Below are 12,111 nucleotides of genomic sequence, written 5' to 3'. Positions count from 1 at the left end.
CCGGGGACGTAGGATGGCGTTGAGCGCAGCGATACCCATCGTGCTGCGCCGACCGCATGGGTTTCGTGCCTCAAGCCATCCTACGCCCCTGTGGCATGCCCCTCCTGGGGCGCGGGCCGGCCGGCTTCTTCAGAAGCCGAACAGTTGTCCCAGTTGCTCGCTCTGCGGATCGTCGCGGCGAGCGACCAGCGCGTAGTTGTAGTCGCCCTGGCTCCAGTAGCGTGTCAGCAGTTCACCGTCGTGGCGTTCGCCGCGCGGCAGCTTGCGATGCGTCGCTCCGGGCGGACGAATGAAGACGCTCAGGCGCCGCCCCTGCGGGTCCTGGTAGACCAGCAGCGCGGCGGCGCCCTCCTCGGTGGCGAGCAGGCGCGCACCCACCGCGCGCAAGCCCAGCCGGCCAAGGTCGGCGGGCAGACTGGCATGCTCCAGGTAGCGGCCGAGCCAGACGTCGAGGTTCTCGCCGGCGCCGGTGTCCAGGCGCATGCCGCTGCCATCGGTGGCGAACAGGCGGTAGGCCTGCACGGCATCGCGCATCGGCGCCTCGCCGCCGGCCAGGTTCATTTCGCGCGCCTGCCAGCCGCCCAGGCCACCGATGCCGAGGGCCAGCAGCAGCGAAGCCGCGACGGCCAATCGCGACAGGCGCCGGCTGCGCAGGCGCTGACGGATGCGTGCCGGGTCCAGGGCCGCGGCGGGCGCCGGCAAGGCGCCGACGGCCAGCGCCGCGCGCAACTGCTGCGCATCGCGCTTCCAACCCTCGACGCGCCGTGCGTCCTCGGGGTGATTGGCCAGCCAGGTTTCGATCCACTGTCGGCGCGACGCATCGAGCTGGTCGTCGACATAGGCGTGCAGGTCGTTTTCGCTGGGGATCATTTCGCTCATTTGAGTACCCGTAGAGAAGGTCGTCCGCCCTGCCCTTCGCTCAACGCGCGCAAGGCTTGGCGCGCCCGCGACAGGCGCGACATGACGGTGCCGATGGGAATGTCCAGCGCCAGCCCGACCTCGCGGTAGCTCAGGCCCTCGACGCTGACCAGGCTGAGCAGCGCGCGTTGCTCGGCGGGCAGGCGCTCGAACGCCTCCAGGGTCGAACGCGCGGTAACGATGTCCTCGGCCGAGGGCGCGTGTTGGTCGTCGCCGCCGAACAGCGCCAATATCCGCGCGTAACGCCGGGCGCGGCGCTGGCCATCGACGAACAGGCAATAAAGGATGGCGAACAGCCAGGCCCGCAGATCGCCGTCGGCACGGCGCCCACGCCAGGCGGACAGGGCCTTTTCCAGGGTCGCCTGGACCAGGTCATCGGCACTGCTGGCATTGCGTGTCAGCGACAGCGCGAAGCGCCGCAGGCGCGGCAGCATTTCGCGCAGCGAGTGATCATCCAGTTCGTTCATCACACTCCGGCGAGTGGCCGGCTCCAAGTGTCGGTGAGCCAGTGGGACGCACGGGCCGCCACTTTATTCCCCGGCGCCGACCGGCCAGTCAGCCGCTGTCCGCACAGGGGAATAAGCCGCCGCGCCGGGCGTCGTACCGGTTCATCGACTGCAGCCTAGCCCGAGGACGCTTGCCATGACAGACCCATCCGCGGCACCGCCGAACCTATTCCTGCGCTGGACCCTGATCACTGCCGCGGTCGGCGGCCTGGCCGCTTCCTTCGCCTATGCCGCCGGCTGGCTCGACCCGCAGCGGCTGACTCCGGCGAAACTGGTGAACAGCCTGGAGCGCAATGCCGGCGTGCATCCCGGCTACCGCCGCAACCATGCCAAGGGCCTCTGCGTGATCGGCCGCTTCGCCAGCAACGGCGCGGGCAGCGCCGTGTCCCGCGCCAGCCTTTTCCGCCAGGGCACCGTGCCGGTGGTCGGGCGCCTGGCGATCCCCGGTGGCAACCCCGCCGCCAGCGATGGCGCGGCAGCGCTGCGCAGCTTTGCCCTGCGCCTGCGTCCGGCCAACGGCGAGGAATGGCGCACCGGCATGAACTCCTCGCCGGTATTCGTGGTGAACAGCCCGCAGGGCTTCTACGACCTGCAACAGGCCTCGCAACCTCAAGCGGCGACCGGCAAACCCGACCCGGCACGCCTGGCCGCGTTCTTCCAGAACCACCCGGAAAGCGCCGCCTTCCGCCAGTGGGCCAAGGACACGACGCCCTCGTCGAGCTTCGCCAACAGCGCCTACTACGGCCTCAACGCCTTCGTCCTGGTCGACGCCGACGGCCGCGAACAACCTGTGCGTTGGTCGCTGCAACCGGAGGCGCCCTACCAGCCGCTGGCCGCGGCACAGCGCAACGAAAGCGATTTCCTCGCCGGCGAATTGGCCCAACGCCTGGCTTCGGGGCCGCTGCGCTGGCGCCTGCTGCTTACCCTCGGCGAAGCCGGCGATCCCACCGCCGACGCCACCCGCGCCTGGCCGCCGGAGCGCCGCAGCATCGACGCCGGCGAGCTGCTGATCGACCGCCTGCAGGCGGAACAGGGCGGCGAATGCCAGGACGTCAATTACGACCCGCTGATCCTTCCCGATGGCATCCGCGCCTCGGACGATCCGCTGCTCAGCGCACGCTCGGCGGCCTATTCGGAATCCTTCAATCGCCGTACCCGCGAACAGGCCGTCCTGGCGGCCAAGGAGCTACAGCCATGAACCACCAAGCCGACTGTTTCCCGCTGGCCCTTCGCTGCCTGCACTGGCTGATGGCGCCCCTGGTGATCGCCATGTTGCTGATCGGTGCCGGCATGGTCGCCAGCGTGTCGCCGCGCCATGCGCAACTGGTGGCGATCCACAAGCCACTCGGCGTGGCCTTGCTGCTGCTGGTGCTGCTGCGCATCGGCGTCCGCCTGGGCAGCCGCATTCCGCCCTTGCCGGTCACCCTGCCGGGCTGGCAGAAACGCGCCGCGCACCTGTCGCACCTGCTGCTTTATGTCCTGTTGTTGCTCCAGCCGCTGGTGGGCTGGGCCATGCAATCGGCCGGCGGCTATCCCCTGCCGCTCGCCGAGGGTTTCCAGCTGCCGCCGCTGGTCGCGCCCTCGGTGGCGCTGCACGCTTTGCTGCGCGGCGCCCACAGCCTGATCGCCTATGCCTTGCTGCTGACCATCCTGCTGCACCTGGCGGCCGCTCTGTTCCACGCGCTGATCCGTCGCGACGGCGTACTGGCCAGCATGCTCGGCGGCGCCGGAGTCCGACAATGAACGGGCGCGGATTGCCGCTGCTGCTGTGGCTCCTGCCGCTGCTCGCCTGCCCGGCCGCCTTCGCCGAGCCCGGCGACCCGCCCGCGGAGGACTACCACTACGGCATGCGGTTGGACATCGCCAAGGTGCTGCGCCAGCCCGATCTCGACTTCTGTGGCATCCGCGAGGTGGAAATGCTCTACCTCGATCATCAGGGCAAGCGGCACCTGCTGCGTTATCCGGTATGGGGCCAGGGTTGCCAGAACGAGGGTTGAAACGGCGCCCGTCGCGCCGCCTGCGCGGCTCAGGCGGCGGCGCGGCGCGGCAGCTCCACCTTTACCCGCAAGCCACCGAGTTCGCTGCTCTCCAGCGAGAGACGGCCGCCACAGGCCTCGGCGATGTCACGGGCGATGCCCAGGCCCAGGCCGTGACCGGCGACTTGCTCGTCGAGCCGCGTGCCGCGCGCCAGTACGCTGTCGCGCTGCTCTTCGGCGATGCCCGGGCCGTCGTCGTCGACTTGCAACAGGTAGTCGCCTTCGCGCTTTTCGACGCTCAAGCGCACCAGGCTGTCGGCCCATTTGCAGGCGTTGTCCAGCAGGTTGCCGAGCAGCTCCAGCAGGTCCTCACGGTCGAATGGCAGGCGCAGGCCGGGTGCGGCGCGGCAGTCGATGTGCAAGTGCGAGCCGTGAATCAACTGCAGCATTTCGCGCAGGCTCGGCAACTCGCCATCGCAGTCGAAATGCGCGCCCGGCAGGGCTTCGCCCACCAGTCGTGCGCGGCCCAGCTCGCGCGCCAGGCGCTGTTCGATCTGCTCCAGTTGCTCGCGCAAGACCCGCTGCAGCTCGGGGTGGGCGCGCACCTCGTCGCGCTCGGCCAGGCTGATCAGCACGGCCAAGGGTGTCTTCAGCGCATGGCCGAGATTGCCCAGGGCATTGCGCGAACGGCGCAGGGTGTCTTCGGTGTGCTGCAGCAGGTGGTTCACCTGCTCCACCAACGGCTCCAGCTCCTGCGGCACCTGGGTGTCCAGTTGGCTGCGCTGGCCCTCCTGCAATTGCGCGATCTGCCGCCGCACCTGCTCCAGCGGGCGCAACGAGCGGCGCACCGCCAGGCGCTGGAAGAACAGGATCAGCAGCAAGGCGACGAAACCGGCGCCCAGGCCGATCTGGCGCAAGCGTTGGAAGCTGCGCAGGATCGGCGTGTAGTCCTGCGCCACGATGATCTGCAACGGCTGGCCGAAACGCCGGTAGTCGCCCCGGAAGACCAGCAGGCGCTGGCCGTCCGGCCCCTCGGCCAGGCCGTCGCGCAGGCCGGCGCGCTCGGGCACCATCAGGTCGTGGTCCCAGAGCGAGCGCGAACGCAGGTCGGTCTGCTCGAAATGCAGTTGGAAATAGCGTCCGGAATACAGGCGCTCGTAGATGGCGTCGACGCGCTGCGGGTCGAGCTGCAAGCCCTCCGGACTGCGCGCGACCGACGCCAGCAGGCTTTCCGCCTCGTTCTGCAGGCCGTTGGCCAGGTAGCGGCGCAACCCCTGATCGAACAGCCAGAGACCGGCCTGGGCGAACACCAGGCCGATCACCAGCAACACGCTGGCGAGGCTGAAGCCCAGACGCCGCTGGATGGAAATCAAGGCGCGTTCCCCAGCACCCCGGTGAAGCGATAGCCCTGGCCACGGCGGGTCTCGATCACCTCGCGGCCGAGCTTGCGACGCAAATGGTTGATGTGCACTTCGATGACATTCGAGTCGCGCTCGGTCTCACCGTCGTAAAGGTGCTCGGCCAGATGCCCTTTCGACAGCAACTGGCCGGGGTGCAGCATGAAATAACGCAGCAGGCGGAACTCCGCCGAGGTCAGGTCGACCTCCTGGCCGTCCTGCAGAACGCACTGGCGCGCCTCGTCCAGGCGCAGGCCGGCGACCTCCAGATGTGCCTGGTTGGCCATGCCATGGGCGCGCCGCAACAGCGCCTGGATGCGCAGCGAGAGTTCCTCGGGGTGGAAGGGCTTGGTCAGGTAATCGTCGGCGCCGGCCTTGAGCCCGTCGATACGCTCGGCCCAGGAGCCGCGCGCGGTGAGAATCAGCACCGGGGTGGCAACGCCCAGCGCGCGCCACTCGCGGAGCACGTCGAGCCCCGGCAGGCCCGGCAGGCCGAGGTCGAGTATGACCAGATCATAGGGCTCGCTGGCCCCTTGCACGGCGGCGTCACGGCCGTCGGCCAGCCAATCCACCGCGTAACCCTGGCGCGTCAGGCTGGCCAGCAGTTCATCGGCGAGGGGCACATGGTCTTCCACCAGCAGCAAGCGCATCAGTCGTCTTCCTTATCCTTGAGGATGCGCCCGTCGCGGGCATCCAGTTCCAGCTCGCGGACCAGGCCATCGGCGGTCAGAAGCTCGATTTCGTAGATGTAGGTATCGTGTTTCCGGTCCAACTCGGCCTCCAGCACGCGTGCGCCGGGATAGCGTTCGAGCGCCGCCGGCAACAGGCTCGCGAAGGGCCGGATCACCCCTTCGCGCGTCAGCCGCAGGGCTTCGTCCTGGCTCAGGTCATGGGCCAGCGCCGACCCCGCGGACATCGCCAGGGCCAGCGCAGCCGGCAGCAGATAACGCAGAGGATAGGTCATCGGTGATCCTGTCGGTCCTGGGCTGGGTCAGCGAGCGGCGCATCCCGTTCGACCTGCCGATTCGCACCCGCGGCACCCTTCATACTGTCGCCATGATGCGGGCGAGCGCCGTGCGCCAGGTCAAGCGCGCTATCGTACACCGCGCCGACGGCTTGCTTCTCCAGCGCCTGGTCCGGCCCCTCGGTCCTGGCCAGGGCAAGGCCCACGGCGCTGGCGAGCGTGGCCGCGGCGAGCAGGGAAACGGGCTTGAACATCGGACGGGCTCTGGGAGACTGGCGATGGGTACAGACTAGCCTTAGGCCATTAACTCAAGCTGAATCAACGGCGGGGCGCACATTCACGCGCTGAAGTGGCTTGGTCGGCCCGGCGCAGCCCTTATAATCGGCCGCTCGAAGGAGAGAGCCCCGCATGACCGCCATTCACATAAAGTCCCCCGCGCTCACCCTCAAGGCGGGCGCCCGCGCCATGCGGCGCATCCGTGAACAGGGCCTGGCGCCCGTCGATGTCGGCATCCTTCCCGGCGCCGCCGGCGGCCCCAAGGCGCTCGGCATCCAGGGGCTGGACCTGGCGCTGTTCGGCGACTGGCTGCCGCGCGCACCGCGCGAACGCGCGCTGATCGGCGCATCCATCGGTTCCTGGCGCTTCGCCAGCGCCTGCCTGGCGGACCCGGTGGCGGGCCTCCGGCGCCTGGGCGAGCTGTATACCCAGCAGCGCTTCTCGCGCCATGCGGACATCGTCGAAGTCTCCACCCGTTGCTCGCGGATGCTCGACGACCTGCTCGCCGGGCAGGACGCCAGCGTGCTGGACAACCCGCACTACCGCCTCAACGTGGTGCTGGTGAAAAGCCACGGCCGCCTCGCCGACGACGGCAAGCGCACGCTCGGGCTCGGCCTCGGCGCGGTGATCCGCGATAACCTGCTCGGCCGCCAGCACCTGCACCGGCACTTCGAGCGGGTGATCCTCCACGACACCCGCCTGGCGCCGCCGCTGCAGCCGCTGCGGGACTTCCCCTCGCGCTGCCTGCCGCTCGCCCTCGGCAACCTGCGCCACGCCCTGCTCGCCTCCGGCTCCATCCCCATGGTCATGCAGGGAGTGCGCGACATCCCCGGTGTCGGTCCCGGCACCTACCGCGATGGCGGCCTGCTCGACTATCACCTGGACCTGCCCTACGCCACCGACGGCGTGGTGCTCTACCCGCACTTCACCGACAAGGTCATCCCCGGCTGGTTCGACAAGGGGCTGCCGTGGCGCCGTGGCGACGCCACCCGCCTGCAGGACGTACTGCTGCTGGCGCCCTCGCGCGAGTACCTGGCGCGCTTGCCGCACGGCAAGTTGCCGGACCGCAAGGACTTCAAGCGCTACCTGGGCGACGATGCCGGCCGCGAACGTTACTGGCGCCAAGCAATGGACGAAAGCCAGCGCCTCGGTGACGAATTCCTCGAACTGGTCGATGGCGGCCGCCTCGGCGAACGCCTGCGGCCGCTCGCCTGAAGACAATCCGCCAGGAGTCCAGCCATGCGTGTCCCCCAGCCCCTGCTCGCCCTGCTCCTCTGCCTGTGTTCAGCACCGCTGTTCGCCGCGCCTGGCGCTCAAGCGCGCGCCGAGATCGGCGCTCTGCTGAACTTCGTCGAGCACAGCGACTGCCACTTCATCCGCAACGGCAGTGAGTATTCGCCCGCGGACGCCCGCGCCCACTTGCAGCAGAAGCTCGACTACCTGGAAGGCAAGGACCTGGTGAACAGCGCCGAAGACTTCATCGAGCGCGCCGCCAGCAAAAGCAGCATGAGCGGCAAGCCTTACCAGGTGCGCTGCGCCGACGGCCAGCACGACGCTGGGGCCTGGCTGACGACAGAACTCAAGCGCCTACGCCAGGCGCCCTGAGCACAGCCTTGCCGGCACGGCCGGCAAGGCGCAAGCGATCAACCTGGCTGGCCGTCCACCCGCGGGCGCCAGAGCATCGGCCCGTAGCACCAGGCGAACAGCGCGAAGGCCGCCCCCCAGCACAGCGCCGCGAGGCTCAATCCGGCCACCGGCAGCCAGGCCACCAGGAACACCCGCGCCGTCACCCCCAGATTGAGCAGTGCGAAGGCCCAGGCCATCGCCGCGGGCGGGTTCAGCGCGCGGCCGGTATGGCCGAGGCTGACGCGGGCGATCATCGCCAGGATCAACCCTCCCACGCCGCCCACCGTCAGCGCATGCAGCGGCAGGCTGGCGGCCAGCCCAAGGCCCATGGCGGCGCCAGCCAGCCCCAGCAGCGCCAGGGCGATCCAGGCATAGGCCAGGTGCAGCGACCAGAGCAGCGGCACCCGCCAGAGATCGCCATCGCGCCAGCGCCACAGGCGCAGCAGATGGCCCGCGCCAAGGATGCCGAACAGCGGCGCCACGGCAGGCGTCGGTTGCAGGGTCAGGCCGGCGGCACTGAGCACGGCCAGGCCCAGGGTGCCCAGCAACAGCGCGTTGTCCAGCCAGGGCCAGGCCGCCACCTGGGCGCTACGGCCCAGGCCGCGCTGGGTGAAAAAGGGAATCACCCGCCCGCCGATCAGGCTCATCAAGGCGACCACCAGCCAGAGCGCGGCCAGCACCCCGCTGCGCAGCCAGGTCTCGTTGGCGCTGGCGATCCCGGCCATGGCCAGGGCATCGGCCAGGGTCAGCAACAGCAGCACCAGCAACACCGGGTAATTGCGTACCTGGCGCACCTGCCAGAGGCTGAGGCCGATGAACCAGGCCAGCGCCGGCGGGAACGCCAGCTCCACAGGGACCGCCAGCCACCAGGGCGCTCCCAGCAGCCAGGCCAGGCGCGCCGCCAGCCAGAGCATGGCCAGCGCGCACAAGGGTTTGCCGCTCAGCCCCGGACGGCCGGTCCAGTTCTGCACGGCGGTGAGCAGGAAGCCGGCGATGATCGCCAGGACGAACCCGAACAGCATCTCGTGACGATGCCAGCCCAGCCAGCCACCCAGCGGTTGCCAGCCCGGCAGCAGGCCCAGCAAGGCCCCCAGCCAGAGAACGATGGCCAGCGCGGCGAACAGCGCGCCGGCGAGAAAAAAGGGGCGAAAGCCCAGCCGCCACAGCGGCGGAATCGCCAACAGCAGGCGACGATCAAGCAGCAACACAGGCAGCCTCCCATCCCGGCTGGCGCATCTGCCGCTGGGCGATCAGACGCAGCACATAGCCCAGCTTGATCGAGGTCGGACCGAGGATGGTCAGGCCATGGGCAACCACCACCAGCGGCAGGACGAGCAGCCCATCGACGACGTAAGCCCCCGCAATGCCGGTCAGCAGCATGCCCGCCCCGGCCATCATCAGGCTGGCGGAGTGGGCCAGGTTGCGCTGCGGAGAGGAAAAGAAGCCTTGCATCACACACCTCCCGGTTGCTCGGGTTGGCTACGAAAAGTCACCGAGCTCCGGTGGCCCCGTAGAGAACCCAGGGTGGCCGGCCCGCAGGCCGGCCGGGTATTGCGTCAGGCCTCCAGCGCGCTGGCCGGGCCGAAGAACTCGTAGTGGCACTGCTGCTCGGGTACTCCCAGCGCGTGCAGATGGCGCTTCACCTGGGCCATGAACGGCTTCGGCCCGAGGAAGTAGGCATCCAGGTCGCGCTGTGCCGGCAGCCACTCGGCCAGTTGTTGCTGGCTGAGCAAGCCCTCGGCGTGCGCCTGGTCCTGCTCGCGCGGCTCGCTGTAGCAGAAGTAGTGCGCCAGTTGCGGGTGCTTCTGCGCCTGGGCTTCGATCCACTGGCGGAAAGCATGCACACCGCCGTGCCGGGCGCAGTGGATGAAGTGCACCGCGCGGCCGCTGGCCAGGGCGCGTTGCAGCATGGCCAGTGCCGGGGTGATGCCGACGCCGGCAGTGATCAGCGCCAGCGGCTTTTCGCTGTCGCGCAGGACGAACTCGCCGGCCGGCGGGAACAGCTCCAGCTCATCGCCTTCGTGGAGCTGGTCGTGCAGGTAGTTGGAGACCCGCCCTTCCGCTTCGCGCTTGACGCTGATGCGGTAGTCACGGCCATTGGCCGGCGCCGACAGCGAGTAGGTGCGGCGCAGCTCTTCGCCGTCGATGACCAGGCGCAAGCCAATGTACTGGCCGGGCTGGAAGTCCAGCAGCGCGCCGCCATCCACCGGTTGCAGGTAGAAGGAGGTGATCTCCTCGCTTTCCGCTTCCTTGCGGGCGATGCGGAAGCGCCGGGCGCCGCGCCAACCGCCGGCTTCGGCAGCGTTGCGCGCGTAGGCGGACTCCTCGGCGCCGATCAGAATGTCAGCCAGTTGCTGATAGGCCGCGCCCCAGGCTTCGAGGACCGCGTCGGTGGCGATCTCCGCCCCCAGCACTTCACGAATGGCACGCAGCAGGCAGGCGCCGACGATCGGGTAGTGTTCCGGCAGGATCTGCAGGGCAACATGCTTGTTGACGATCTGCGCGACCAGCGGGCCGAGCTGCTCCAGCTCATCGATATGCCGAGCATACATCAGCACGCCATTGGCCAGGGCGCGGGGCTGGTCGCCGGAGGCCTGGTGGGCCTGGTTGAACAGCGGGCGCACCTCCGGGTACTCGCTGAGCATCATCTGATAGAAGTGCCGGGTCAGCGCTTCGCCGCCGGTCTCCAGCAGGGGAACGGTGGCCTTGACCAGGGTACGGTGTTCGTTGGACAGCATGTGGATCTCCTCGAGAACGCAACACAGGTGGGAACTGCCTGGACCGTTTCAGGAAGCGTGCCAGCCCCACGGCCCGGCATTTTCGGGACTTCCAGGCCAGCAGAAGTCATAATGACCCTCACGCAATCGAGTCTTATCGACTACACAGAGGTCAAAATGACCAGCAACCCCCTGCTCGCCACCCTGCTGCCGCTGGTCGCCGACCTGTCCCGCGAGCTGCCTGACGAAGAGCGCTACCGCCGCCTGCTCGAAGCCCTGCGCCAGTTGCTGCCCTGCGACGCCAGCGCGCTGCTGCGTCTGGAAGGCGATCAACTGGTGCCGCTGGCCGTCGATGGGCTCAGCCCCGACACCCTCGGCCGGCGCTTCAAGATCGCCGAGCATCCGCGCCTGCAAGCCCTGCTGGAGAATCACGGACCGACCCGCTTCGCCGCCGACTGCGGCCTGCCCGATCCCTACGACGGCCTGGTGGACGGCCTGCACGGGCACCTGGAAGTCCACGACTGCCTGGGCTGCCCGCTGTACCTCGACGAGCAGCCCTGGGGCCTGCTGACCCTCGACGCCCTCGACCCGGAGCGCTTTTCCAGCGGCGACCTGGATAACCTGCAAGCCTTCGCCAGCCTGGCCGCGGCCACGGTCAAGGCCAGCCAGCGCATGCTCGACCTGACCCTGCGCGCCGAGCAGGAGCAACAGCGCGCCGACGCCTACCAGCGCGCCGCCGGCGAGGCGCCGCGCGAATTGATCGGGCAAAGCCCGGCGCATCGGCGCTTGCTGGAAGAGATACGCCTGGTGGCGGGCAGCGATCTGAGCGTGCTGGTCACCGGCGAAACCGGCGTCGGCAAGGAGCTGGTGGCTCAGGCCATTCACCACCACTCGCTGCGCCATGCCCAGCCGCTGGTCAGCCTGAACTGCGCGGCGCTGCCGGAAACCCTGGTGGAAAGCGAACTCTTCGGCCACGTGCGCGGCGCCTTCTCCGGCGCGGTCGGCGAGCGGCGCGGCAAGTTCGAGCTGGCCGACGGCGGCACCCTGTTCCTCGACGAGGTCGGCGAACTGCCCCTGGCGATCCAGGCCAAGTTGCTGCGCGTGCTGCAGAGCGGCCAGCTCCAGCGCCTGGGCTCGGACCGCGAGCACCATGTCGACGTGCGCCTGGTCGCCGCGACCAACCGCGACCTGGCCGAGGAGGTCCGCGCCGGGCGCTTCCGCGCCGACCTCTACCACCGCCTGAGCGTCTATCCGCTGCGGGTCCCGCCGCTGCGCGAGCGCGGCAACGACATCCTCCTGCTGGCCGGCTACTTCCTCGAACAGAACCGCCCACGCCTGGGCCTGCGCAGCCTGCGCCTGAGCCGCGAGGCACAGGCCGCGCTGCTCGGCTACCCCTGGCCGGGCAACGTGCGTGAGCTGGAACACCTGATCGGCCGCGCCTCGCTCAAGGCCCTGGCCGCCAGTCCGCAGCGTCCGCGCATCCTCAGCCTGGGCGTCGCCGACCTCGGCCTGGAGCAAGGCCTGGCGTTGGCGCCGGCCAGCCAGGCGACGCCGCCGACCGCTGCCAGCGGCGCCATCGCTGAACTGCGCCCGGCGCTGGACAGCTTCCAGCGGCAACTGATCGCCGCCAGCCTGGAGCGCCATGCGGGCAACTGGGCGGCGGTGGCCCGCGAACTTGGCGTGGACCGTGCCAACCTCAATCGCCTGGCGCGGCGCCTCGACCTCAAGTGA

Annotated in this window: 15 protein-coding genes; 6 read left to right on the top strand and 9 right to left on the bottom strand. The window is 69.4% G+C overall.

The window, feature by feature from the left end; translation table 11 throughout:
- Positions 1-129: 129 nt before the first annotated feature.
- Both BLQ74_RS04140 and BLQ74_RS04135 read right to left on the bottom strand, forming a co-directional pair.
- Complete coding sequence (locus tag BLQ74_RS04140) at positions 130-879, bottom strand: anti-sigma factor family protein (RefSeq protein WP_090261127.1); 750 nt, start codon at positions 877-879, stop codon at positions 130-132.
- Entirely contained in the window at positions 876-1,385 is a 510-nt protein-coding gene (locus BLQ74_RS04135) for a sigma-70 family RNA polymerase sigma factor (RefSeq protein WP_090261125.1), read from the bottom strand. The genes BLQ74_RS04140 and BLQ74_RS04135 overlap by 4 nt, the downstream gene beginning before the upstream one ends.
- A 175-nt stretch (positions 1,386-1,560) precedes the next feature.
- Between BLQ74_RS04135 and BLQ74_RS04130 the strand changes: the two genes are divergently transcribed.
- The 3 genes from BLQ74_RS04130 to BLQ74_RS04120 are packed head-to-tail and all read left to right on the top strand — an operon-like array spanning position 1,561 to position 3,421.
- A complete protein-coding gene (locus BLQ74_RS04130; RefSeq protein ID WP_090261123.1) occupies positions 1,561-2,622 on the top strand; it encodes a catalase family peroxidase in 1,062 nt (353 codons plus the stop codon).
- Positions 2,619-3,167, top strand: coding sequence for a cytochrome b (locus BLQ74_RS04125; protein WP_090261121.1), 549 nt, complete (start codon positions 2,619-2,621; stop codon positions 3,165-3,167). The genes BLQ74_RS04130 and BLQ74_RS04125 overlap by 4 nt, the downstream gene beginning before the upstream one ends.
- Complete coding sequence (locus tag BLQ74_RS04120; protein ID WP_090261119.1) at positions 3,164-3,421, top strand: DUF2790 domain-containing protein; 258 nt, start codon at positions 3,164-3,166, stop codon at positions 3,419-3,421. The genes BLQ74_RS04125 and BLQ74_RS04120 overlap by 4 nt, the downstream gene beginning before the upstream one ends.
- A gap of 29 nt (positions 3,422-3,450) precedes the next feature.
- Here BLQ74_RS04120 and BLQ74_RS04115 read toward each other — a convergent pair whose 3' ends face one another.
- Genes BLQ74_RS04115 through BLQ74_RS04100 form a run of 4 tightly spaced genes read right to left on the bottom strand, consistent with a single transcriptional unit; the run spans position 3,451 to position 6,015 of the window.
- Positions 3,451-4,773: an ATP-binding protein gene (locus tag BLQ74_RS04115; protein WP_090261117.1), complete on the bottom strand. Its 1,323-nt coding sequence runs from the start codon at positions 4,771-4,773 to the stop codon at positions 3,451-3,453.
- Positions 4,770-5,447 carry a response regulator transcription factor gene (locus BLQ74_RS04110; protein WP_090261115.1) on the bottom strand — a complete coding sequence of 226 codons (678 nt, stop codon included), beginning with the start codon at positions 5,445-5,447 and terminating at the stop codon, positions 4,770-4,772. Before BLQ74_RS04110 ends, BLQ74_RS04115 begins: the two co-directional genes overlap by 4 nt.
- The gene (locus BLQ74_RS04105) at positions 5,447-5,761 is read right to left on the bottom strand and encodes a PepSY domain-containing protein (protein ID WP_090261113.1); all 315 of its coding nucleotides are present in this window, start codon (positions 5,759-5,761) and stop codon (positions 5,447-5,449) included. The genes BLQ74_RS04110 and BLQ74_RS04105 overlap by 1 nt, the downstream gene beginning before the upstream one ends.
- On the bottom strand, positions 5,758-6,015 hold the full coding sequence (locus tag BLQ74_RS04100) for a hypothetical protein (protein WP_090261111.1): 258 nt from the start codon (positions 6,013-6,015) through the stop codon (positions 5,758-5,760). Before BLQ74_RS04100 ends, BLQ74_RS04105 begins: the two co-directional genes overlap by 4 nt.
- A gap of 154 nt (positions 6,016-6,169) precedes the next feature.
- On the opposite strand from BLQ74_RS04100, the gene BLQ74_RS04095 reads away from it, so the two are divergent.
- Positions 6,170-7,252 carry a hypothetical protein gene (locus tag BLQ74_RS04095; RefSeq protein ID WP_090261109.1) on the top strand — a complete coding sequence of 361 codons (1,083 nt, stop codon included), beginning with the start codon at positions 6,170-6,172 and terminating at the stop codon, positions 7,250-7,252.
- A 24-nt stretch (positions 7,253-7,276) separates the two neighbouring features.
- Complete coding sequence (locus BLQ74_RS04090) at positions 7,277-7,642, top strand: YfeK family protein (RefSeq protein WP_170842758.1); 366 nt, start codon at positions 7,277-7,279, stop codon at positions 7,640-7,642.
- 38 nt (positions 7,643-7,680) lie between these two features.
- On the opposite strand, the gene BLQ74_RS04085 is transcribed toward BLQ74_RS04090, so the two are convergent.
- From BLQ74_RS04085 to hmpA, 3 genes are all read right to left on the bottom strand, one after another.
- Complete coding sequence (locus BLQ74_RS04085; protein WP_090261107.1) at positions 7,681-8,871, bottom strand: NnrS family protein; 1,191 nt, start codon at positions 8,869-8,871, stop codon at positions 7,681-7,683.
- Entirely contained in the window at positions 8,858-9,115 is a 258-nt protein-coding gene (locus BLQ74_RS04080; protein ID WP_090261104.1) for a transmembrane sensor/regulator PpyR, read from the bottom strand. Before BLQ74_RS04080 ends, BLQ74_RS04085 begins: the two co-directional genes overlap by 14 nt.
- A gap of 104 nt (positions 9,116-9,219) precedes the next feature.
- Complete coding sequence (gene hmpA, locus BLQ74_RS04075) at positions 9,220-10,401, bottom strand: NO-inducible flavohemoprotein (RefSeq protein WP_090261102.1); 1,182 nt, start codon at positions 10,399-10,401, stop codon at positions 9,220-9,222.
- A 156-nt stretch (positions 10,402-10,557) separates the two neighbouring features.
- Between hmpA and norR the strand changes: the two genes are divergently transcribed.
- A complete protein-coding gene (gene norR, locus BLQ74_RS04070) occupies positions 10,558-12,111 on the top strand; it encodes a nitric oxide reductase transcriptional regulator NorR (protein WP_090261100.1) in 1,554 nt (517 codons plus the stop codon).

This window comes from Pseudomonas panipatensis, assembly GCF_900099785.1.
Classification (GTDB): domain Bacteria; phylum Pseudomonadota; class Gammaproteobacteria; order Pseudomonadales; family Pseudomonadaceae; genus Pseudomonas; species Pseudomonas panipatensis.
The sequence above is the reverse complement of the archived record's forward strand: the minus strand, read 5'-3'. Positions and strand labels throughout refer to the sequence as shown.